This is a genomic window from Pantoea sp. SGAir0175 (genome assembly GCF_043547855.1).
The window spans coordinates 3,583,129-3,605,075 of sequence record NZ_CP028081.1 but is presented as its reverse complement, the minus strand read 5'-3'; the positions used below and the strand labels follow the sequence as shown (position 1 = coordinate 3,605,075).

The 21,947-nt window shown below is 56.9% G+C and carries 27 protein-coding genes; 12 read left to right on the top strand and 15 right to left on the bottom strand.

Annotation, left to right across the window (positions count from 1 at the left end; all coding sequences use genetic code 11):
- Nucleotides 1-505 precede the first annotated feature (505 nt).
- A complete protein-coding gene (gene arcB, locus C1N56_RS16940; RefSeq protein WP_394516897.1) occupies nucleotides 506-2,839 on the top strand; it encodes an aerobic respiration two-component sensor histidine kinase ArcB in 2,334 nt (777 codons plus the stop codon).
- Nucleotides 2,840-3,086: 247 nt separating this feature from the next.
- On the opposite strand, the gene C1N56_RS16935 is transcribed toward arcB, so the two are convergent.
- Entirely contained in the window at nucleotides 3,087-3,431 is a 345-nt protein-coding gene (locus C1N56_RS16935) for a hypothetical protein (protein WP_394516896.1), read from the bottom strand.
- A gap of 306 nt (nucleotides 3,432-3,737) precedes the next feature.
- Here C1N56_RS16935 and mtgA point away from each other — a divergent pair, with 306 nt between their 5' ends.
- Nucleotides 3,738-4,460 carry a monofunctional biosynthetic peptidoglycan transglycosylase gene (mtgA, locus tag C1N56_RS16930; protein ID WP_031279742.1) on the top strand — a complete coding sequence of 241 codons (723 nt, stop codon included), beginning with the start codon at nucleotides 3,738-3,740 and terminating at the stop codon, nucleotides 4,458-4,460.
- Between the two features lie 5 nt (nucleotides 4,461-4,465).
- Here mtgA and npr read toward each other — a convergent pair whose 3' ends face one another.
- The 11 genes from npr to C1N56_RS16875 form a co-directional block, all read right to left on the bottom strand.
- Nucleotides 4,466-4,738 carry a PTS phosphocarrier protein NPr gene (gene npr, locus C1N56_RS16925; protein WP_058759594.1) on the bottom strand — a complete coding sequence of 91 codons (273 nt, stop codon included), beginning with the start codon at nucleotides 4,736-4,738 and terminating at the stop codon, nucleotides 4,466-4,468.
- Nucleotides 4,735-5,589, bottom strand: a complete 855-nt coding sequence (gene rapZ / locus C1N56_RS16920; RefSeq protein ID WP_021507744.1) for an RNase adapter RapZ — start codon at nucleotides 5,587-5,589, stop codon at nucleotides 4,735-4,737. Before rapZ ends, npr begins: the two co-directional genes overlap by 4 nt.
- A 52-nt stretch (nucleotides 5,590-5,641) precedes the next feature.
- Complete coding sequence (ptsN, locus tag C1N56_RS16915; protein WP_031279741.1) at nucleotides 5,642-6,124, bottom strand: PTS IIA-like nitrogen regulatory protein PtsN; 483 nt, start codon at nucleotides 6,122-6,124, stop codon at nucleotides 5,642-5,644.
- A 166-nt stretch (nucleotides 6,125-6,290) separates the two neighbouring features.
- Nucleotides 6,291-6,578: a ribosome hibernation promoting factor gene (hpf, locus tag C1N56_RS16910; protein ID WP_010618250.1), complete on the bottom strand. Its 288-nt coding sequence runs from the start codon at nucleotides 6,576-6,578 to the stop codon at nucleotides 6,291-6,293.
- 21 nt (nucleotides 6,579-6,599) lie between these two features.
- The gene (gene rpoN / locus C1N56_RS16905; RefSeq protein WP_031279740.1) at nucleotides 6,600-8,033 is read right to left on the bottom strand and encodes an RNA polymerase factor sigma-54; all 1,434 of its coding nucleotides are present in this window, start codon (nucleotides 8,031-8,033) and stop codon (nucleotides 6,600-6,602) included.
- A gap of 48 nt (nucleotides 8,034-8,081) precedes the next feature.
- On the bottom strand, nucleotides 8,082-8,807 hold the full coding sequence (gene lptB / locus C1N56_RS16900) for an LPS export ABC transporter ATP-binding protein (RefSeq protein ID WP_010618248.1): 726 nt from the start codon (nucleotides 8,805-8,807) through the stop codon (nucleotides 8,082-8,084).
- Nucleotides 8,808-8,812: 5 nt separating this feature from the next.
- Nucleotides 8,813-9,367 carry a lipopolysaccharide ABC transporter substrate-binding protein LptA gene (gene lptA / locus C1N56_RS16895; protein ID WP_031279739.1) on the bottom strand — a complete coding sequence of 185 codons (555 nt, stop codon included), beginning with the start codon at nucleotides 9,365-9,367 and terminating at the stop codon, nucleotides 8,813-8,815.
- Entirely contained in the window at nucleotides 9,342-9,914 is a 573-nt protein-coding gene (gene lptC / locus C1N56_RS16890; protein ID WP_021507740.1) for an LPS export ABC transporter periplasmic protein LptC, read from the bottom strand. The genes lptA and lptC overlap by 26 nt, the downstream gene beginning before the upstream one ends.
- A complete protein-coding gene (gene kdsC, locus C1N56_RS16885; RefSeq protein ID WP_021507739.1) occupies nucleotides 9,911-10,477 on the bottom strand; it encodes a 3-deoxy-manno-octulosonate-8-phosphatase KdsC in 567 nt (188 codons plus the stop codon). Before kdsC ends, lptC begins: the two co-directional genes overlap by 4 nt.
- A 13-nt stretch (nucleotides 10,478-10,490) precedes the next feature.
- Nucleotides 10,491-11,471 carry an arabinose-5-phosphate isomerase KdsD gene (gene kdsD, locus C1N56_RS16880; protein WP_021507738.1) on the bottom strand — a complete coding sequence of 327 codons (981 nt, stop codon included), beginning with the start codon at nucleotides 11,469-11,471 and terminating at the stop codon, nucleotides 10,491-10,493.
- A gap of 12 nt (nucleotides 11,472-11,483) precedes the next feature.
- Entirely contained in the window at nucleotides 11,484-12,467 is a 984-nt protein-coding gene (locus C1N56_RS16875) for a calcium/sodium antiporter (RefSeq protein ID WP_058774893.1), read from the bottom strand.
- A gap of 227 nt (nucleotides 12,468-12,694) precedes the next feature.
- Between C1N56_RS16875 and mlaF the strand changes: the two genes are divergently transcribed.
- The 7 genes from mlaF to murA all read left to right on the top strand — a co-directional run bounded on the left by mlaF (nucleotide 12,695) and on the right by murA (nucleotide 17,485).
- Entirely contained in the window at nucleotides 12,695-13,510 is an 816-nt protein-coding gene (gene mlaF, locus C1N56_RS16870) for a phospholipid ABC transporter ATP-binding protein MlaF (protein WP_021507736.1), read from the top strand.
- A gap of 4 nt (nucleotides 13,511-13,514) precedes the next feature.
- On the top strand, nucleotides 13,515-14,297 hold the full coding sequence (gene mlaE, locus C1N56_RS16865; RefSeq protein WP_021507735.1) for a lipid asymmetry maintenance ABC transporter permease subunit MlaE: 783 nt from the start codon (nucleotides 13,515-13,517) through the stop codon (nucleotides 14,295-14,297).
- Between the two features lie 4 nt (nucleotides 14,298-14,301).
- A complete protein-coding gene (mlaD, locus tag C1N56_RS16860) occupies nucleotides 14,302-14,844 on the top strand; it encodes an outer membrane lipid asymmetry maintenance protein MlaD (protein WP_021507734.1) in 543 nt (180 codons plus the stop codon).
- Between the two features lie 19 nt (nucleotides 14,845-14,863).
- A complete protein-coding gene (mlaC, locus tag C1N56_RS16855; RefSeq protein WP_021507733.1) occupies nucleotides 14,864-15,502 on the top strand; it encodes a phospholipid-binding protein MlaC in 639 nt (212 codons plus the stop codon).
- Nucleotides 15,502-15,807 (top strand): lipid asymmetry maintenance protein MlaB, encoded by a 306-nt coding sequence (mlaB, locus tag C1N56_RS16850; protein WP_021507732.1) that lies wholly within the window; start codon nucleotides 15,502-15,504, stop codon nucleotides 15,805-15,807. The genes mlaC and mlaB overlap by 1 nt, the downstream gene beginning before the upstream one ends.
- Before the next feature lie 114 nt (nucleotides 15,808-15,921).
- On the top strand, nucleotides 15,922-16,179 hold the full coding sequence (gene ibaG / locus C1N56_RS16845; RefSeq protein WP_007886637.1) for a BolA family iron metabolism protein IbaG: 258 nt from the start codon (nucleotides 15,922-15,924) through the stop codon (nucleotides 16,177-16,179).
- Nucleotides 16,180-16,225: 46 nt separating this feature from the next.
- Nucleotides 16,226-17,485 carry a UDP-N-acetylglucosamine 1-carboxyvinyltransferase gene (gene murA / locus C1N56_RS16840; protein ID WP_021507731.1) on the top strand — a complete coding sequence of 420 codons (1,260 nt, stop codon included), beginning with the start codon at nucleotides 16,226-16,228 and terminating at the stop codon, nucleotides 17,483-17,485.
- Nucleotides 17,486-17,547: 62 nt separating this feature from the next.
- Here the strand turns inward: murA and C1N56_RS16835 are convergent, their stop codons facing one another.
- Together C1N56_RS16835 and ispB are read right to left on the bottom strand one after the other, a co-directional pair.
- Nucleotides 17,548-17,841: a helix-turn-helix domain-containing protein gene (locus C1N56_RS16835; RefSeq protein ID WP_394516895.1), complete on the bottom strand. Its 294-nt coding sequence runs from the start codon at nucleotides 17,839-17,841 to the stop codon at nucleotides 17,548-17,550.
- Nucleotides 17,842-18,079: 238 nt separating this feature from the next.
- Nucleotides 18,080-19,051, bottom strand: a complete 972-nt coding sequence (gene ispB, locus C1N56_RS16830; RefSeq protein ID WP_021507729.1) for an octaprenyl diphosphate synthase — start codon at nucleotides 19,049-19,051, stop codon at nucleotides 18,080-18,082.
- A gap of 254 nt (nucleotides 19,052-19,305) precedes the next feature.
- On the opposite strand from ispB, the gene rplU reads away from it, so the two are divergent.
- From rplU to cgtA, 3 genes are all read left to right on the top strand, one after another.
- A complete protein-coding gene (rplU, locus tag C1N56_RS16825) occupies nucleotides 19,306-19,617 on the top strand; it encodes a 50S ribosomal protein L21 (protein ID WP_021507728.1) in 312 nt (103 codons plus the stop codon).
- A gap of 15 nt (nucleotides 19,618-19,632) precedes the next feature.
- Nucleotides 19,633-19,890: a 50S ribosomal protein L27 gene (gene rpmA / locus C1N56_RS16820; RefSeq protein WP_006121751.1), complete on the top strand. Its 258-nt coding sequence runs from the start codon at nucleotides 19,633-19,635 to the stop codon at nucleotides 19,888-19,890.
- A 249-nt stretch (nucleotides 19,891-20,139) separates the two neighbouring features.
- On the top strand, nucleotides 20,140-21,315 hold the full coding sequence (gene cgtA, locus C1N56_RS16815) for an Obg family GTPase CgtA (RefSeq protein WP_104093952.1): 1,176 nt from the start codon (nucleotides 20,140-20,142) through the stop codon (nucleotides 21,313-21,315).
- Between the two features lie 212 nt (nucleotides 21,316-21,527).
- Here the strand turns inward: cgtA and C1N56_RS16810 are convergent, their stop codons facing one another.
- Nucleotides 21,528-21,944, bottom strand: coding sequence for a hotdog fold thioesterase (locus C1N56_RS16810; RefSeq protein ID WP_021507726.1), 417 nt, complete (start codon nucleotides 21,942-21,944; stop codon nucleotides 21,528-21,530).
- Nucleotides 21,945-21,947: the final 3 nt, after the last annotated feature.

Sequence of the window (21,947 nt, the reverse complement as noted above, 5' to 3'; positions counted from 1 at the left end):
TCTGACCTTTCTGATTCCCTTATGAAGTGTGAGCCGTCTCACTGTGTGATCGGCCTCATATTTCCAGACCATGCTGTTGAATGTGGGGATGCCAGCACAAAATTCTGTTTGGACCGTTTCGTGCACAGCATGTATCTGTTTTTCTTATGGCGGAACATTTGAATCAAAACGCGGTTGCCATTAGTAAAATTAATTAACCAGGGTGTGATTAAAACAGCACTTAAGCTGAATGGATATGCAATAACGGAAGGCAACCATCAGGAGGGATGGCTGCAGAAAGCGGATGCGCCGGGCACGCGGCACGGGGACCCGCAAAAGCGCGGCCCTCCAGATTATTCAGTTAGCAGAATTAGTCAAGCGCTTTAGGCATAAAGGCGGGAACGTCGGCTAAACGTCGCGCTGCTGCACCATAACAGGGCGTAAAGTCAGTCCGCACGGCGCGTGCGGCGGCGCAGCGCGCAGATAATTACGCTATGATGAGCCAGATTCGTTCAGGGAGCGCGTAATGAAACAGATTCGTCTTTTAGCACAGTACTACGTGGATTTAATGGTCAAGCTCGGGCTGGTGCGGTTTTCACTGCTGCTGGCTTCGGCGCTGGTGGTGCTGGCAATGGTGGTGCAGATGGCGGTCACCATGGTGCTGCGTGGCCACGTTGAAAGTATTGACGTGGTGCGTTCGGTGTTTTTTGGCCTGCTGATTACCCCGTGGGCGGTCTACTTTCTCTCCGTGGTGGTCGATCAGCTGGAGGAGTCGCGCCAGCGGCTGTCGAAGCTGGTGGACAAGCTGGAGGAGATGCGCACGCGCGACCTTGAACTGAATCAGCAGATGAAAGAGACCATCAGCCAGCTGAACCAGGAAATCAGCGACCGTATTAAAGCAGAGCAGGCGCGCGAGCAGGTGATGGATAAGCTGCGCGAAGAGATGACGCGGCGTGAACAGGCGCAGATTGAGCTGGAGCAGCAATCTTCCTTCCTGCGTTCGTTCCTCGATGCCTCGCCCGACCTGGTGTTCTATCGCAACATTGACAAACAGTTCTCCGGCTGTAACCGCGCCATGGAACTGCTCACCGGGCTGAGCGAGAAGCAGCTGATTGGCCTGACGCCGCGCGACATTTACGACGAAGATGCCGCCACCAAAGTGCTGGAGACCGATGAGAAGGTGTTTCGCCACAATGTGTCGCTCACCTATGAACAGTGGTTACAGTATCCGGACGGGCGCAAAGCGTGCTTTGAAATCCGCAAAGTGCCGTATTACGACCGCGTCGGTAAGCGCAGCGGCCTGATGGGCTTCGGACGCGATATTACCGAGCGTAAGCGCTATCAGGACGCGCTGGAGAACGCCAGCCGTGAAAAGACCACCTTTATCTCCACCATCAGCCACGAGCTGCGTACGCCGCTTAACGGCATCGTCGGGTTGAGCCGCATCCTGCTGGATACCGATCTCAATCAGGAACAGCTGAAGTACCTGAAAACCATTCACGTCTCGGCCATCACCCTCGGTAACATCTTTAATGATGTGATTGAAGTCGACAAGATTGAGCGGCGCAAAGTGCAGCTGGATAACCAGCCGCTGGATTTCACCGGCTTCCTCGCCGACCTGGAAAACCTCTCCGGCCTGCTGGCGCAGCCGAAAGGGCTGAAGTTCGTCATGGCACCGGAGTTGCCGCTGCCGCACAAGATCTCCGCCGACGGCACGCGCCTGCGCCAGATTCTGTGGAACCTGATCGGCAATGCCGTGAAGTTTACCCGGCAGGGCGAAATCGTGGTGCGCGTCGCCTATCGCCAGGACGAAACGCTGCACTTTGAGGTGCAGGACTCCGGGATGGGCATTCCGCAGGAAGAGCAGGACAAAATCTTCGCCATGTATTACCAGGTGAAAGATCAGCACGGCGGTAAACCGGCCACCGGCACCGGGATTGGCCTGGCGGTGTCACGCCGGCTGGCGCAGGCGATGGGCGGCGATATCACTGTCAGCAGCGCACCGGGTCAGGGCTCGTGCTTTACCGTGGAAATCCACGCGCCGCGCGTGGCGGATGAAGTGGAAGATGAGGATCAGGACGACAGCATGCCGCTGCCGGCGCTGCACGTGCTGCTGGTAGAAGATATCGAGCTCAACGTGATTGTGGCGCGCTCGGTACTGGAGAAGCTGGGTTGCAGCGTGGAGGTGGCGATGACCGGCGGTGAGGCGCTGGCGATGTTCGATCCGCAGGAGTTCGACCTGGTGCTGCTGGATATCCAGCTGCCGGACATGACCGGCCTCGATGTGTCGCGCGCCATTCATCAGCAGCACGCCGGCGTGACGCTGCCGCCGCTGGTCGCGCTGACTGCCAACGTGCTGAAGGATAAAAAAGAGTATCTCGATGCTGGCATGGACGATGTGCTGAGCAAACCGCTGGCGGTGCCGGCGCTGACCGCGATGATCAAGAAATTCTGGGATTACCAGACCGAAGCGGAAGCGGTGGTGAGTGACGCCGACGCGGAACAGTCACGCACGCTGCTGGATGTCGACATGCTGGAGCAGTATATCGAGCTGGTTGGTCCGGGGCTGATCACCCAAAGCCTGACGATGTTCGAGCAGATGATGCCGGGTTATCTTGAGGTGCTGGACTCCAACATGATGGCGCGTGACCAGAAGGGCATCGCCGAAGAGGGGCACAAGATCAAAGGCGCGGCGGGCTCCGTCGGCCTGCTGCATCTGCAGAAACTGGCGAAACAGATTCAGTCACCGGAATTGCCGGCCTGGTGGGATAACGTGCAGGAGTGGGTCGACGAGCTGAAACACGAGTGGCGGCACGACGTTGAAGTATTACGGAACTGGGTTGCGGAGCGGGAAAAATAGCGCGGGCCAGAAAAAAATGACCCCAGTCGAAACCGGGGTGCGCGAATACTGCGCCAACACCAGGGAAATGGGCGCTGCTGCTATTATTAGAAATCGAATACAAAAGCAACAGCGTGGTATTGGTTAACGCTTCAAAATCACCTTAGCAAATTCGCCACGGCTTGTGACAAGATTCATTAAATTGTGTGATGTTGAGCAGCGTTTAAATACAGAAAACATTAATTTGCTGACACAGTCAAGCAAGGAATCAATTTCTTTGGCGTATTGCACTATTTTTGAGCAAATGTTCGGTTTTTTGCCTGGTTTTCCCACAGTCGCGGTCCGGAAAGCGCTGCGCGGCGAAGGGAAACGGCAAAAAGCGCAGCGCAACGGCCGTTTTTATGCTCATGTTATTGATTCTAATAATGAATATCCAGATTTTGTGGCGGTTATCCAAAACGTTTTGGAAACCCCCGGCTGAAAGTTCCAGTTCGGGCATTGAACGGTTAGCGTAAACCGGATGGGCGGTAAAACGTTTTACAGGCTGCGCCCTGGCCTGAAGCGTAATTGTCGCTATTTGCGCCGTGTTTTTCAGAATGGTCTCGGTTGTCAATGAACATCTTCACTGACTACTAGAGATGATAGTTAAACATCGTGAAAGGTTTAACGTGAGCGGTATCACAATCGGTTAAGTATTTATGCCTGTGCGCGCTGCGCGATTTTTCTGCATGGAACCGATTCCTTTTTGCCGGAAGTGCTTGATGCGACTGGCTCTAATAGAGGAACGATGGTTGCCCGCGCAATGAGTTTGGCTGGTGGTCGCGATGCCGCAGAGATAAAATTCCGGCTTGCATCACCGCTATTTGAAATCATGACCTGAGTAATTGATTAATCCAGGGAACCGGTAAGAGACGATTGCATGAGTAAGAGTAAAGGGAAGATGGTCCAGCGCCTGAAGCGGCTGGCTGGCAGGGTGCTTCTGGCATGGCTGGGTCTGTGGCTGGCCGGTATTGTGCTGTTCGCATTTTTGCCGGTGCCGTTTTCGGCGGTAATGGTGGAGCGGCAGCTTGGCGCGTGGTTCAGCGGACGCTTCGATTATGTCGCCCATTCAGACTGGGTGGGAATGGATGAGATTTCACCGTGGATGGCGCTGGCGGTGATCGCCTCGGAAGATCAGAAATTCCCCGAGCACTGGGGCTTTGACGTGCATGCCATTCAGCAGGTGCTGGACAATGACGGCAGCGAACGGATGCGCGGCGCATCAACGCTGTCTCAGCAGACGGCGAAGAACCTGTTCTTGTGGGATGGCCGCAGTTGGGTGCGCAAAGGGCTGGAGGCCGGGCTGACGGTGGGGCTGGAAACGGTATGGACCAAACGCCGCATTCTGACGGTGTACCTGAATATTGCGGAATTCGGTAATGGAGTGTTTGGTGTGGAAGAGGCATCGCAGCGCTATTTCCACAAGCCTGCCAGCCGGCTGAGCATGGCGGAAGCCGCTTTGCTGGCGGCGGTGCTGCCGAATCCGATTCGCTTCCGCGCGGATGCGCCGTCCGGCTACATTCGTCAGCGCCAGCAGTGGATTATGCGCCAGATGCGCCAGCTGGGCGGTGAGGGTTTTCTCAACCGTTACCAGCTGCATTGACGTGGTTAGTCTTCGTCAAAACCGGCTTCAAACAGCTCAATGACCGCGGCCAGCGCCTGGGTTTCCTGCGGGCCGCTGGCCTCGATTTCGATATGACCGCCTTTAGCGGAGTCGAGCATCAGTAGCGCAATCACGCTGCTGGCTTCGGCTTCGGTACCGGCCTCGTTACGCAGCAGCACTTCCGCATCAAAACTCTGTACCAGCTCAAACAGCTTCATCGCCGGGCGCGCATGCATACCCAGCTTATTTCGAATCTCAACGGTTTGCTTCACGGTCATGATTTACGTTTTTCCAGGGTGCGATGACGGGACTGCACATTTTTACCGCGCGAACGGAAATAGTCTGCCAGCTGTTCGGCAATGTAGACCGAACGGTGCTTACCGCCAGTACAGCCAATCGCCACCGTCAGATAGCTGCGGTTATTGGTTTCCAGCATCGGCAGCCACAGCTCGAGATAGCTGCGTGTCTGGTAGATAAAGTTGTGCACTTCGGTGTGACGATCGAGGAAGGCCGCCACCGGACGATCGAGCCCGGTCATCGGACGCAGCTTCGGATCCCAGTGTGGGTTGGGCAGGAAACGCACGTCAAACACGTAATCAGCGTCGATCGGGATGCCATGCTTGAAGCCGAAGGATTCAAACACCATGGTGAGTTCACGCTCACGCTTGCCCAGCAGGCGCGTGCGCAGCATTTCTGCCAGCTCATGCACCGACATCTCTGAGGTATCGATGATCAGATCGGCACGCGAGCGCAGTGGCTCCAGCAGATCGTTCTCCTCATCAATGGCGCTTTCCAGCGACAGATTTTTGCTGGAGAGCGGATGCAGGCGGCGCGTGTCGCTGTAGCGGCGGATCAGCGTATTGCGATCGGCGTCCAGAAACAGCAGCTGTGGCGAGAACGCTTCCGGCAGATTGTTCAGTGCCTGCTCAAACACCTCCGGTGATTCCGGCATGTTGCGCACGTCAATGCTGACCGCCGCTGAGATATTGCGCTCGGTTAAGGTGTTCGCCAGCTCCGGCAGCAGCACCACCGGCAGGTTATCGACACAGTAGAAGCCCATATCCTCAAGGGCGCGCAGCGCGACTGATTTTCCTGAGCCTGACCGACCGCTAACGATCATCAGCACCATCACATTTCTCCCGTGTTAAACCGGCACGCAGGCCGGTAAAAGTGTCTGTCGCTTAAGCGTGATCTTCCTGAGCTTCTGTAATGATGGCGTAGAGCTCTTCATCGCTCTGTGCCGCGCGCAAACGGCGGCAGACGGTTTTATCCGCCAGGCGTTTCGCCACCAGCGACAGGGTGTGCAGATGGGTTTTGCACTGGTCTGCGGGCACCAGCAGGGCAAACAGCAGGTCAACCGGCTGGTTGTCGACGGCGTCAAAGGCGATAGGCTGGTCGAGGCTGATAAACACGCCAACGGCGCGCAGCGTATCCTCCTCCAGCTTGCCGTGCGGGATGGCGATGCCGTTGCCAATGCCGGTACTGCCCATGCGTTCACGGGTCAGGATGGCTTCAAAAAGCGTCTGGTGCGGCAGATTGAGCTGCTTAGCGGCCAGCTCGCTGATAATTTCCAGCGCGCGCTTTTTACTCTGGCAGTGTACGCCGCTGCGGGTGCAGTCCAGCGAAAGGACCGCGCTCAATTCCAGTGTCAGATCGTTGTTCATCATCGTTTCACTTGCGTGTTCACATAGCCGTAAGGCACGTACCGGGACACCGCGAACGGGCAGGGCAGGTGACTGCAGGCGCTTGCGCAGATGACAAAACGGGGCGGTGACCCGCCCCATTTCTCCTCTGAGTGCTGAACCCGTCAGCACTCTGCAAGCGTGAAGGTTAGTGTTTTTTCAGTTTGTCTTTGTGTTTGGTCAGCTGACGGGCCAGCTTGTCAATCAACCCGTCGATGGCCGCGTACATGTCTTCCGCTTCCGATGTGGCGTGCAGCTCCCCGCCGTTGACGTGCAGGGTTGCTTCCGCAATCTGCGTCACCTTCTCCACTTTCAGAACAATATAAACCTGATTGATACGATCAAAATAGTGTTCCAGTTTGGCAAATTTGTTATTTACAAATTCGCGCAGTGGGTCGGTTATCTCAACATTCAGTCCGGTAAGGTTTAGCTGCATAGGTCTTCCTTCTTGTTTCGGTCAAACCAGCTGCTTGCGCTGGTTTGATGGCGGTATAGATAAAGACTCGCGATACTTAGCAACCGTACGTCGCGCCACCATGATGCCCTGTTCAGATAACATGGAGGTCAGTTTGCTGTCGCTCAAGGGTTTTGCGGGATTTTCCGCGGAGATTAATTTTTTCACCAGTGCACGGATCGCCGTCGACGAGGCTTCGCCACCGCCTTCGGTGCTGACGTGACTGGAGAAAAAATACTTCAGTTCAAAAATGCCACGCGGGCTGTGCAAATACTTTTGCGTGGTGACGCGGGAAATGGTGGATTCATGCATATCCACGGCCTGGGCGATATCCGCCAGTACCATCGGACGCATATACTCTTCACCCTGTTCAAAAAACGCCTGCTGCTGTTCGACAATACAGCGCGTCACTTTCAGCAGCGTGTCGTTGCGGCTCTCCAGGCTCTTAATCAGCCAGCGGGCTTCCTGTAAGTTGCTGCGAATAAACTGACTGTCACTGTCATTACGCGCAGAACCGCCCATCGCGGCGTAATGCTGATTAATCTTCAGGCGCGGCAGGCTGTCAGCGTTCAGCTCCACCGTCCAGCGTGTGCCAGTCTTGCGCACCAGCACATCGGGAATCACATACTCGGGCTCGCTGGTATTGATGGACTGCCCGGGGCGCGGATCGAGCGACTGAATCAGCAGCATCGCTTCCTTCAGCACCTCTTCTTTCAGCCGCGTCACGCGCATCAGGCTGCGGAAATCGTGGTTAGCCAGCAGGTCGAGGTGCTCGCTGACAATCAGCCGTGCTTCGTTCAGCATCGGCATATCGGCCGCATACTGCGACAGCTGCACCAGCAGGCAGTCACGCAGATCGCGTGCGCCGACGCCCACCGGATCGAAACGCTGTACGCGCTTCAGCACCGCTTCCACCTCTTCCAGCGTCAGCTCTTCGTCACCAATACTGTCACAAATGTCCTGTAAGCTGACGGTGAGATAACCGGTATCGTCGATGGCATCGACGATGGAAGTAGCGATGGCGCGGTCGGTGTCGGTGAACGGCGTCAGTTCTACCTGCCACATCAGATAGTCCTGCAGCGACTGCGTGGTTTCACCCTGATACACAGGCAGCTCGTCGTCCTGGTAATCGGTGCCGGTGCCGGAGGGCGTGCCGGCCGTGTAGATCTCGTCCCAGGTGGCATCGAGCGGCAGCTCTTCCGGCATCTCTTTCTGTTCGAGTGCCTCACGGGTATCTAACGCCTCGTTCTCCTGAAACTCGCGGGCGTCGACTTCATCGTGCAGATCGGTTTGTTCAAGCAGCGGATTGCTTTCCAGCGCCAGTTGCAGTTCCTGCTGGAGTTCAAGCGTAGAGAGTTGCAGCAAGCGGATTGCCTGCTGCAACTGGGGGGTCATCGCCAGCTGTTGGCTGAGCCTGAGTTGCAAACCTTGCTTCATAATCCGGCTAGAATTTCCTAAGCAAATGTCGGGTATGCCGACACCTTATCAGAGTCTGAACTCTTCGCCCAAATAAACCCGCTTAACCTGCTCATCTGCAAGAATTTCATCTGGCGTGCCGTGGGCAATCAGATGGCCCTGGCTGACGATATATGCGCGCTCACACACCGCGAGCGTTTCACGCACGTTGTGGTCGGTGATCAGCACGCCGAGGCCGCTGTCACGCAGGTGTTCGATGATCTTTTTGATATCGATAACGGAGATGGGGTCAACGCCGGCAAAAGGTTCATCCAGCAGGATAAACTTTGGATTGGCGGCCAGCGCACGGGCAATCTCGACGCGGCGACGTTCACCGCCCGACAGCGCCTGGCCCATGCTGTCGCGCAGATGGCCAATGTGGAACTCGTCCATCAGCTCATTGGCGCGATCCTGACGCTGCTCTTCCGTCAGGTCGTCACGCACCTGCAGTACCGCCATCAGGTTGTCGTAGACGCTCAGACGGCGAAAGATCGACGCTTCCTGCGGCAGATAACCGATGCCGCGCCGCGCGCGCGCATGCAGTGGCAGAATACTGATATCTTCTTCATCGATAATAATGCGGCCGGCATCACGCGGCACGATGCCTACCACCATGTAGAAGGTGGTGGTTTTACCGGCCCCGTTGGGACCCAGCAGGCCGACAATCTCGCCGGATTTCACCTGCAGGCTGACATCTTCTACTACGCGACGGCCTTTGTAGGCTTTCGCCAGGTTTTCAGCGACTAATGTGGCCATAGCGATCAGTTACTCTTTTTGGGGCTCGCAGACGAACCGTTTTTATCCTGCAGCTGCGACGGCACCAGCACGGTGGTGACGCGCTTGCTCTGGCCCTGACTGTAGGCCTGCATCTTCTGCTCTTTCACCAGATAGGTGATGCGATCGCCTTTGATGTTGCTGTCCTGCTGCTCGATAAAGGCGTTGCCGGTCAGCTCGACGAAATCGTTGGCCAGCTCATAGTGCAGTTTGGCGGCATGACCCTGCACCGGTTTGCCGTTGTCCTGCATCTGATAAAAGGTGGCCGGATTGCCGTAGGCATCGACGATGGTTTTGTTGCTGTCGCCGCCGGGACGGGTTACCACCACTTTATCGGCGGTAATTTTGATGGTGCCCTGGGTCACGATCACGTTGCCGGTAAAGGTGGCGACGTTACCCTGCAAATCGAGCGCCTGGTTCACCGAGTCGATGTTAACCGGCTTGTCCGAATCGCCCGTTAACGCCAGCGCCGGCAGGCTGGTTGCCAGCAGCGCACTCACCAGCAGCAACTTAAGGCTATTTTTGTTCATTTTGAATTTCATAGGAGGTTTTGACCTTTTCAAGCAGCTCGGCATTCTTTGTCCGTAGGTTGCCGCGCATCTTCATGCCAGTGGAGTTAAAACTGCGGCCAAATAGGGTGACCTGATCGTCAGACGTCACATCCTGGCTGACCAGATTAACCTGAGCATTATCCGTGATGATGCGCTCAAGCTGGGAATCCTGCGTCAATGTGTGTACTTCAACGTGGCCATAAAGATACAGCATACGATCTTTCGTCAGCTTTGCCTTGTCAGCACGAACCGACCACGTGGGCACTTTGTTTTCGTCGTAAGTGGTCATCACCGGATTATCGAACCAGCTCACTTCTTCGGCCGAAAAGTAGGTCACTTTATCCGAGACCAGCTTATAGGCCAGCGCACCCGTCGGGTTATACACCACGGTGCTGGAGTTGGCGCTGGTGTAGGTCGGCGCCTGATCGTTGGTCGCCACCGGCGTGGCGCTGTCGTCCTGGTTGGTAAGATTCCAGCCGATCAGCACCAGGGCGATCAGCGCCAGAATCAGCGTTATCCAACGCCTGCTTTTACTCATACTGATTGCCCTTTGGCATCCTCAAATTTGTTCTGCGCCAGCAAAATCAGGTCGCATAGCTCACGTACTGCACCGCGACCGCCAGCAATGCGCGTCACGTAATGCGCGCGCGGCAGTAACACCGGATGCGCATCGGCGACGGCCACGCTCAGACCCGCCTGTGCCATTACCGGCCAGTCGATCAGGTCGTCACCAATATACGCGACCTGGTCTGCCGATAGTGACAGTTTATCCAGGAGTTCGCGCCAGGCCAAAAGCTTATCCGACTGTCCCTGGTAAAGATGCGTAATGCCGAGCGTTTTACAGCGATCTTCCAGCAGTTTAGCGCGACGGCCGGTAATAATAGCCACTTCGATGTCCGAGGTCAGCAGGCAGCGCACGCCGTAACCGTCGCGCACGTTAAAGGCCTTTAGCTCTTCACCGCTGTTGCCCATGTAAATCAGGCCGTCGGACATCACGCCGTCGACATCGCAAATCAGCAGGCGGATGTTGGCCGCCCGCGCCATCACGTCGGCGCTCACCGGACCGTAGCAGGTGTCGACCATCGTGGTTTCAGCACTCATTGTTGTTTCCCGTTCAGACCACGCCAGCGCGCAGCATGTCATGCATATGTACCACACCGAGCAGGCGATCGTCATCGGCCACCAGCAGCGCAGTGATGTTTTTGTTTTGCATCAGATTAAGCGCATCCACCGCCAGCAGATTAGGGCGCACGCGAATCCCGCCGCGCGTCATCACATCCTGGATGCGGGCCGACTGGAAATCGATGCCCATATCGAAGATGCGGCGCAGGTCACCGTCCGTGAAAATCCCTTCGATTTTCATCAGGTCGTCGACAATCACCGTCAGGCCGAGGTTTTTGCGCGTGATTTCCAGCAGCGCATCGCGCAGCGAGGCGTCACGGGTGACGTGGGGAATTTCGTCGCCGCTGTGCATAATGTCGCTGACGTGCAGCAGCAGTTTGCGCCCCAGCGCGCCGCCCGGGTGCGACAGCGCGAAATCTTCCTGCGTGAAGCCGCGCGCTTCCAGCAGCGCCACCGCCAGCGCATCGCCCATCACCAGCGTGGCGGTGGTGCTGGAGGTCGGTGCCAGCCCGAGCGGACAGGCTTCCTGCGGCACTTTCACGCATAAATGCACATCGGCAGCCCGGCCCATGGCGCTCTCCGGACGGCTGGTCAGACAAATCAGCTGCACTTTCTGCCGTTTGAGCACCGGGATCAGCGCGAGGATTTCGCCCGACTCGCCGCTGTTCGAGATAGCGATCACCACATCATTGGTGCTGACCATGCCGAGATCGCCGTGGCTGGCTTCACCCGGGTGGACGAAGAACGCCGGCGTGCCGGTGCTGGCGAAGGTGGCGGCCATTTTCTTGCCGATATGGCCGGATTTGCCCATGCCCATCACCACCACTTTGCCACGGCAGGCAAAGATCATTTCGCAGGCGCGGCTGAAGTCGGCGTTAATATACTGGTCGAGCTGTTCCAGCCCTTCGCGTTCAATGCGCAGTACCGCTTTACCTGCCTGCTGGAAGTCGAAATCCGGTTGCTGATGTGACATGGTCAGTCATCCTTAATAGCTTGCGATAAGCGTGGGGCTGAGCCACAGCCACAGCACCCACACGATAAATCCACCTAACAGCAGCGTGCCCGCTACGCGGCCGATGCGGCGCTTGCGCAGCAGGCACAGCAGGGCGAACAGCACGCTGACGCCCAGCATAATCCAGTAATCCCGTGCAAAGGCGTGCGCATCGATCGCGCCGGGATGCACCAGCGCCGGCAGGCCCAGCACAATCGCCAGATTGAAGATATTGGCGCCAATCAGGTTGCCGATGGCGATATCGTCTTCGCCTTTCAGCGCGCCGGCCAGCACCGTGGCCAGTTCCGGCAGGCTGGTACCGACAGCAATCAGCGTCAGTCCCATCACCAGTTCGCTAACGCCGAAGTAATCCGCAAACACCGTGGCGTTGTCGATCACCATGCGCGTCGACATCGGCAGAATAATCAGCGCAACCGCCAGCCAGAGAAACGCTACCGTATTGCCGCTTTCGTCGCGCGGCAGCTCCGCCAGTTGTTCACGCGTCAGGGTGTCATTATTATCGCGCTCGGCCCGCCGGGCGATGCGGATCGCCACCAGCAGATAACCCAGCGCCAGCAGCAGCAGTGCCACGCCATCCAGCCGGCTGAGCTGGTTATCAAACAGCATGATGCCGCTGAGCAGTGAGACCAGCAGCAGCAGAGGGAGTTCGCGGCGAATCAGATTGGAGTGTACGGTTAAAGGGTGCAGCAGCGCAGCGCCCCCCAGAATCAGCAGAATATTGGTGATGTTCGAGCCCAGCGCGGTACCCACGGCTAAATCCATCTGACCATGCTGTGCGGCAGAGAACGAGACGATCAGTTCCGGCAGTGAAGTGCCAATGCTCACCACCGTCATGCCAATGATCAACGGGGGAATGCCAAGGGATCGACACAGGATCGCGGCGCTGAACACCAGGCGGTCAGCTCCGTAAGCCAGTAAAATCAATCCGATAAACAGCAGGGCAGTGGCTACGAACATGAAAAATCCTTGATGGATAACGGTGCCGGCAAACCTTGTCCGACAGGTAAAAGCAGTGCGCGTGCGGAATCAGGCGCTGATTTTGACTGTCTGAGAGGCAAAAGTAAATTTTAAGGCCGTTTTCGCCACACCGGACGGGTAAGTTTCTGTAAAACTATCGTGCATTGTGGTTTACCAGGCTACCATCCACCACGTTAATTACGCCCGATCCGTTTAAAGAGGTAATGATGATCCAGCAGCAAACGAATCTGGTTGAGGTTCGTGGCGTCAGTTTTACGCGCGGCAATCGCACCATCTTCGACGACATTTCGCTGACCGTTCCGGCGGGCAAAGTCACGGCGATTATGGGCCCTTCCGGCATCGGTAAAACCACCCTGCTGCGCCTGATTGGCGGGCAGCTGCAGCCGGACAAAGGTGAGATCTGGTTTCGTGACCAGAACATTCCGACGCTGTCGCGCCGTAAGCTGTATGACGTGCGTAAAAAAATGAGCATGCTGTTCCAGTCCGGTGCGCTGTTCACCGACCTTAACGTCTATGAAAACGTTGCCTGGCCGCTGCGCGAACACACCCGGCTGCCAGCGGAATTGCTGCACAGCACGGTAATGATGAAGCTGGAAGCCGTCGGACTGCGCGGTGCAGCGCAGCTGATGCCAGCCGAACTCTCCGGCGGCATGGCGCGCCGGGCGGCGCTGGCGCGTGCAATTGCGCTGGAGCCGGAGCTGATCATGTTCGACGAACCCTTTGTCGGCCAGGATCCCATTACCATGGGCGTGCTGGTCAAGCTGATTGATGAGCTTAACCATTCGCTGGGCGTCACCTGCATTGTGGTTTCACACGATGTGCCGGAGGTCTTGAGCATTGCCGACCATGCCTATATTGTTGCCGGGCAAAAGATTATTGCTCAGGGTAGTGCGCCGCAGCTGAGGGAGAATCCCGATCCGCGCGTGCGCCAGTTTATTGAGGGTCATGCGGATGGTCCGGTGCCGTTCCGCTTCGCTGCCGGGGATTACCTCAGCGATCTGACCCGCACAGGGAGAAGCTAAACTGATGTGGTTACAGGCACTGGCGTCATTTGGGCGTCAGGGAATTAACACCTGTGCGGCCTTTGGCCGGGCGGGCTTAATGCTCTTCCATGCGCTGGTGGGTAAACCGGCGTTTCGTAAGCATGCGCCGCTGCTGGTGAAGCAGCTGTATAGCGTGGGCGTGCTGTCATTGCTGATCATTGTGGTCTCCGGCCTGTTCATTGGCATGGTGCTGGGGCTGCAGGGCTATCTGGTACTCACCACTTACAGCGCGGAAACCAGCCTGGGTATGCTGGTGGCGCTGTCGCTGCTGCGCGAACTGGGGCCGGTAGTCACCGCGCTGCTGTTTGCCGGGCGCGCCGGTTCGGCGCTCACTGCGGAAATTGGCCTGATGAAAGCCACTGAGCAGCTCTCCAGCATGGAGATGATGGCGGTCGATCCGCTGCGCCGCGTAGTGTCGCCGCGCTTCTGGGCCGGCTTTATCAGTATGCCGCTGCTGGCGCTGATCTTTACCGCGGTGGGCATTGCCGGTGGCGCGCTGGTCGGGGTGGCCTGGAAAGGCATCGACCCGGGTTTCTTCTGGTCGGCGATGCAGAACGCGGTGGATTTTCGTACCGATGTGATCAACTGCCTGATCAAGAGCGCGGTGTTTGCCATCACGGTGACCTGGATCGCGCTGTTCAATGGGTATGACGCCATCCCGACTTCGGAAGGGATCAGTCGCGCGACGACGCGTACCGTAGTCCATGCTTCGCTGGCGGTGCTTGGACTGGATTTTGTGCTGACGGCACTGATGTTTGGGAATTAATGCAATGCAAAGCAAAAAAAACGAAATCTGGGTTGGCGTGTTTATGCTGGCTGCGCTGCTGGCGCTGCTGTTCCTCAGCCTGCGCGTCGCCGATCTTAAATCGCTGGGTACTGAGCCAACGTGGAAGCTGTACGCCACCTTCGATAATATCGGCGGCCTGAAAGTCAGCTCGCCGGTGAAAATTGGCGGCGTGGTGATTGGCCGCGTCACCGACATTTCACTGGATGACAAAACGCTGTCGCCGCGCGTCACCATGGACATCAGCGAACAGTATGCCAATAAAATTCCTGACACCAGCTCGCTGGCGATTCGCACCCAGGGTCTGCTGGGTGAGCAGTTCCTCGCGCTCAACTTAGGTTTTGACGATCCGGAGCTTGGCTCGGCGATGCTGAAAGATGGCGGCACGCTGCGGGATACCAAATCGGCGCTGGTGCTGGAAGACCTGATCGGCCAGTTCCTCTACAAGAGCGGCGACAACAAGGACAATGAGAAATCGTCGGGCGCCGCCAGCGCGAGCGCCCCGGCAGCACCTGCTACAACGGAATAACCCAGAGAGGTACAACACGATGTTAAAACGTTTCCTGATGGTGGCCCTGCTGGCCATCGCGCCGCTGGCGGCAAACGCAGCGGATGCCAACCAGAGCAATCCGTACAAGATGATGAATGAAGCGGCGGAGAAGACCTTTACCCGCCTGAAGAACGAACAGCCGAAGATTAAGCAGGATCCGAATTACCTGCGCGAAATCGTGCGCCAGGAGCTGCTGCCGTACGTGCAGATTAAATACGCGGGGGCGCTGGTACTGGGCCGTTACTACCGCGAAGCCACGCCGGCGCAGCGCGACGCCTACTTTGCCGCGTTCGGGGATTATCTGGCGCAGGCTTATGGTCAGGCGCTGGCGTTGTATCACGGCCAGACTTACCAGATTCAGCCTGAGCAGCCGATTGGCGATGCCAATATCGTGGCGATTCGCGTCACCATCATCGATCCCAACGGTCGTCCGCCGGTGCGCCTTGATTTCCAGTGGCGCAAGAACAGCCAGACCGGCAACTGGCAGGCTTATGACATGATTGCTGAAGGCATCAGCATGATCACCACCAAACAGAATGAGTGGAGCGATCTGCTGCGCACCAAAGGCATCGACGGCCTGACTGCGCAGCTGAAAACCTATGCCGCGCAGCCTATCACCCTGGACAAGCAGCAATAATGAGCGAACCGTTACGCTGGCAGCGCACTGCCAGCACGCTGGCCCTGAGCGGCAAACTGGACCGCGATACGCTGCTGGCGCTGTGGCAGGCGCGTGACAGCGCCATGGCTGGTATCACCACGATTGACGTGGCGGCGCTGGATCGGGTTGATTCTGCCGGGCTGGCGCTGCTGGTGCATCTGCGCGAAATCGCGCGGGCGCAGGGCACGACGCCGCTTTTCAGTGGTATCACCGATAAGCTCGACTCGTTAATCAAGCTGTACAACCTGCAGCAGATTATTGTTTCTGCGGAACAAATCGCCTGATTAACGGCGCTGCTGACAAAGCCCCTGATTTTTTCAGGGGCTTTTGCGTATTTAAGAGTCAGGCGCTTTCCTCTAAGATATCCGCCTTATTATTATCAAGTGAAGCAATGAGCGATGGAAAATAGTGAAGTTCAGGCCGTGCTAATGCAGGCGCTGCCGTTAGAAGAAGTACATGTTCTCAGCAACGATGGCAGCCATTTCCAGGTCATTGCCGTGGGCGAAATGTTTGGCGAGCTGAGCCGCGTAAAGAAACAGCAGGCTGTGTACGCGCCGCTGATGGAATACATTGCGGATAACCGTATTCATGCGGTGTCCATCAAGACTTATACCCCAGCCGAGTGGGCGCGCGACCGTAAACTCAACGGTTTCTAAGCGCCACTCTGGCTGTTTTGTTGATAGATAATTGAGAGCCGTGTTAATGGACAAATTTCGTGTGCAAGGCCCCACCCGTTTAAGCGGTGAAGTGACCATTTCCGGGGCGAAGAATGCTGCGCTGCCGATTCTGTTTGCTGCGCTGCTGGCTGAAGAGCCGGTAGAGATTCAGAACGTGCCGAAGCTGCGTGACATCGATACCACCATGAAGCTGCTGAGCCTGCTCGGTGCGCGCGTGGAACGCAATGGTTCGGTCCACGTTGATGCGCGCGAAGTTAATGTCTTCAGTGCGCCGTACGATCTGGTGAAAACCATGCGCGCCTCCATCTGGGCGCTGGGGCCGCTGGTGGCGCGTTTTGGCCAGGGCCAGGTTTCTCTGCCAGGTGGCTGTGCGATTGGTGCGCGTCCGGTCGATCTGCACATTACCGGCCTGGAACAGCTGGGTGCCGAGATCAAACTGGAAGAGGGCTATGTTAAAGCCTCTGTGGATGGCCGCCTGAAGGGCGCGCACATTGTGATGGATAAGGTCAGCGTGGGCGCGACCGTGACCATCATGAGTGCCGCAACGCTGGCGACGGGCACCACCATCATTGAAAACGCGGCGCGTGAACCGGAGATTGTCGACACGGCAAACTTCCTTAACACGCTGGGCGCGAAAATCAGCGGCGCCGGCACCGACAAAATCACCATCGAGGGCGTTGAGCGCCTCGGCGGCGGCGTCTATCGCGTGCTGCCGGACCGTATCGAAACCGGCACCTTCCTCGTGGCCGGCGCTATCTCGCGCGGCAAAGTGGTGTGCCGCAATGCGCAGCCAGACACGCTGGACGCCGTGCTGGCGAAACTGCGTGATGCGGGTGCGGAGATTGAAGTCGGTGAAGACTGGGTGAGCCTGGATATGCACGGCAAGCGTCCGAAAGCGGTTAACATCCGTACCGCACCGCACCCGGGTTTCCCGACCGACATGCAGGCGCAGTTTACGCTGCTCAACCTGGTGGCTGAAGGTACCGGCGTGATTACCGAGACCATCTTCGAAAACCGCTTCATGCACATCCCGGAGCTGATTCGTATGGGTGCGCACGCCGAAATCGAAAGCAACACCGCTATCTGTCACGGTGTTGAAACCTTGTCCGGCGCGCAGGTGATGGCGACCGATCTGCGTGCGTCAGCCAGTCTGGTACTGGCAGGCTGCATTGCAGAAGGTGCGACGCTGGTGGATCGTATCTACCACATCGATCGTGGCTACGAGCACATTGAAGACAAGCTGAAAGCGTTAGGCGCCAACATTGAGCGCGTCAGCGGCGAGTAATCCTTTGTCCTGATTGCCAGGCATGAAAACCAGTCACGACAGCGTGGCTGGTTTTTTTTGCTTTATCCGCGTGAGACGATCTTTTTCAGAACCTGGGGCGATCGAATGCGTTTTTTACGATCCAGCAGACGCTGCGTGACCGGATCAAAATAGCGGCTGGGCCAGATCTCGGAAGGATGGACCTTCAGCGCCGTGGCGATCAGCCATTCACCTTTAGGCCAGGGGCGTGACAACGCGTTGGCCAGCGTCGATGAACTGAGGCCAGATTGACGTGACAGGGCGGCCAGTGACGTACCGCGCTTGCGCAGGGCCGCAATGATATCTGCCGGATGCCAGTCTTCTCTCCTTGCATGCATAACTCTCTTCTCCGTGTCCGTGTTAGTGCTCCATCTCTGCAGCGCTGTGGCTCTCCTGCGCAGAGATAACTGGAAAAATCCGGATTTTTATAGCAAATAATTTCCATATGTTTCCAGTAATTGTTTTGCCTGTGCACGAAACTGCGCAGTTTTTCGCAAAAATGCTGCAAGGGAATGTAATCAGACGGGCAGAGCAGGGGGGAGAAATAAAAACGGGGCCGGTCGGCCCCGTAGCAGGTCAGAAATCGCGCTGCACCGACATGTGCGCCAGTGCTTCCAGCGCGCTGCGCCACGGCGTTTCTGGCAGTGCCTGTAGCGCGGCGATGGCTTTATCCGCCTCTTCTTCGGCGCGTTTGCGCGTCCATTCCAGCGAACCGGTTTGTTGCATTGCCGCCAGCACCGGCTCCAGCAGATGACGGCCATTACCTTCCTCGATCGCCTTGCGGATCATCTGCGCCTGCTCTGGCGTGCCGTTGTGCATGGCGTGCAGCAATGGCAGCGTCGGCTTACCTTCGCTCAGATCGTCACCGGTATTTTTGCCCAGCGTCTCGCCGTCGGCGCTGTAATCCAGCAGATCGTCGATCAGCTGAAACGCCGTACCGAGATAGCGGCCATAATCCTGCAGCGCTTTCTCCTGCGCTGGCGTGGCTTCCGCGAGAATCGCCGAAGCCTGCGAAGCGGCTTCAAACAGGCGGGCGGTTTTGCTGTAGATCACCCGCATGTAGCTCTCTTCGGTGATATCCGGATCGTTGCAGTTCATCAGCTGCAGCACTTCCCCTTCGGCGATCACGTTCACCGCTTCGGACATCAGTGCAAGGATCTTCAGCGATCCCATGCTGGTCATCATCTGGAAGGCGCGGGTATAGATAAAATCCCCGACCAGCACGCTCGCCGCATTGCCGAACGCGGCGTTAGCGGTGGCTTTGCCACGGCGCATATCGGATTCATCCACCACATCATCGTGCAGCAGCGTCGCCGTGTGGATAAATTCGATCAGCGCCGCATTGGTCACATGCAGCGATCCCTGATAATTCAGCGCGCGTGCTGACAGCACCGCGATCATCGGACGGATGCGTTTGCCTCCCCCGCTGATGATGTAATAGCCCAACTGGTTAATCAGTGAGACATCTGAATTCAGCTGGTCGAGGATGGTCTGGTTGACGGCCGCCATGTCCTGCGCGGTTAATTCGTTAATCTGTTCTAAGTTCATTCGTCTGTTCAGCTTTGACTCGTTTTCTGCATGGTAAGCGCTTTTACCCAGCGTGAGTTCAGGTAATCTGTTACTGATTGTACTTGAAAAATCGGGTTGAGAAACGTTTGCATTCGTCCTGCGCTTTTTTTCTGCAAGAGAGTGCAAAGTGCACTTGTCTTCTGCTGGAGTTTTGCGTAGAATTCGCGCCCTATTGTGAATATTTATCGCGCCGCCTGATGAACAGAAAGGCATGCGCAGAAGCGGAGTTTTATATGTACGCGGTTTTCCAAAGTGGTGGTAAACAACACCGAGTAAGCGAAGGTCAGACCGTTCGCCTGGAAAAGCTGGACATCGCAACCGGTGAAACCATCGAGTTCGACCAGGTTCTGATGATTGCAAATGGCGAAGACGTGAAAATCGGCGCGCCACTGGTTTCAGGCGGTGTGATCAAGGCAGAAGTTGTTGCTCACGGTCGTGGCGAGAAAATTAAAATCGTTAAGTTTCGTCGTCGTAAACACTACCGTAAGCAAGCTGGTCACCGTCAGTGGTTCACTGATGTGAAAATCACTGTGATCAGCGCGTAAGAGGAGATCTGACAAATGGCACATAAAAAGGCTGGTGGCTCGACTCGTAACGGTCGCGACTCCAATGCAAAACGTCTGGGTGTTAAGCGTTTCGGTGGTGAATCTGTTCTGGCAGGTAGCATCATCGTTCGTCAGCGTGGTACCAAATTCCACGCCGGTAACAACGTAGGTTGTGGTCGTGACCACACTCTGTTTGCTACCGCAGACGGCAAAGTTAAATTCGAAGTTAAAGGTCCTAACAACCGTAAATATATCAGCATCGTTGCTGAGTAAGGTTGTTGTGCCGCAGACGATTAACGTCTGAACACACGAATGGAAGGCCCCGCAGCTTTGCGGGGCTTTTTACATTCTGCCGCAGGTTACGGCAATCACGCTGACCTTGCGCCTCAGTTTGCTGTACACTTTATGTACACATGGCTTTGCCAATCCTGTATTATCCGCCGCCGGTCAGCGCAGAAGACCCTGGCGGACCCGTTTGTCGCCCGCAGCGTGGCGCAAACGACAGTGTGACGGAGATAAAAAATGAAGTTTGTTGATGAAGCGACGATCCTGGTGGTCGCGGGTGATGGTGGCAACGGTTGCGTCAGCTTCCGCCGCGAGAAGTACATTCCCAAAGGGGGACCGGACGGCGGTGACGGCGGTGACGGCGGTGATGTTTACCTGCTGGCGGATGAAAACCTCAACACCCTGATCGATTATCGTTTCGAAAAATCTTTCCGCGCCGAACGCGGCCAGAATGGCCAGAGCCGTGACTGTACCGGTAAACGCGGTAAAGACATCATTGTTAAAGTGCCGGTGGGTACGCGCGTGATCGATCAGGGCACGGGCGAAACGCTGGGCGACATGACGCGCCATGAGCAGAAGCTGATGGTGGCGAAGGGTGGCTGGCACGGTCTGGGCAACACCCGCTTCAAATCGTCCGTGAACCGTACGCCGCGTCAGAAAACCATGGGCACGCCGGGCGAGAAGCGCGACCTGCAGCTGGAACTGATGTTGCTGGCAGACGTGGGTATGCTGGGTCTGCCAAACGCCGGTAAATCGACCTTTATCCGCGCAGTATCAGCGGCGAAGCCAAAAGTGGCGGATTATCCGTTCACTACCTTAGTGCCAAGCCTCGGCGTGGTACGTATGGACAGCGAAAAGAGCTTCGTGGTCGCCGACATTCCCGGCCTGATTGAAGGCGCAGCGGAAGGCGCAGGCCTCGGAATTCGCTTCCTCAAGCATCTGGAGCGCTGCCGTGTGCTGCTGCACCTTATCGACATCGCGCCAATCGACGAATCCGATCCGGTAGAGAACGCCCGCATCATTCTCGGCGAGCTGGAAAAATACAGCGACAAGCTGTACCAGAAACCGCGCTGGCTGGTGTTCAACAAAACTGACCTGCTGAGCCGCGAAGAGGCGGAAAGCCGCGCCAAAGCCATTGCCGAAGCGCTGGGCTGGGATGAGAAATACTATCTGATCTCCGCCACCAGCCGTGACGGTGTCAATGAGCTGTGCTGGGATGTGATGAGCTTTATCATCGCGAATCCAAAAGAAGCGGAAGAAGAAGCGAAGCAGCCAGAGAAAGTGGCCTTCATGTGGGATGATTACCACCGTGAAGCGCTGGAAAATGCTCAGGAAGTGGAAGAAGACGAAGACTGGGATGACGACTGGGATGAAGACGACGACGAAGGCGTCGAGATCATTTATCAGCGTTGATGTCAGCAAAAAAAGCGGCCAGATGGCCGCTTTTTTTATTGCTGTTTAGCGCCGAGCACCAGCCCGCACCATCATCCCTCTCCCCGCAGGAGAGAGCACCAGCCCGCACCATCATCCCTCTCCCCGCAGGAGAAAGCATCAGGCCGCACAATCATTCCCTCTCCCTGTGGGAGAGGGCAGGGTGAGGGCATCAGGCCGCAGCGGAGCCAAACCTATCCCAGCACCGCCACCGTCAGCCGCGAACTGCAGCACAGCTGATCGCGACCATTGCGTATCTCAATCTGCCAGCTCTGATTGCGCGCCCCCAGATGCAGCGGACGACAAACACCGCGCACCTCGCCGCTGCTCACCGCCCGATGATGGCTGGCGCTCACCTCAATGCCCACCACGCTTTTACCTTCTTCCACGCTCAGGTAACCGGCAATGGAGCCCATCGACTCCGCCAGCACCACCGACGCGCCGCCGTGCAGCAGACCAAACGGCTGCTGCGTGCGGCTGTCTACCGGCATGGTGGCCTCCAGATAATCGTCACCGATGGCGGTAAACACGATGCCCAGATGCGCCACCAGCGAGTTATCGCCCAGCTGATTCAGCGTGGCAAGATCCACCGTACGTTTCCAGATTGCCATGCC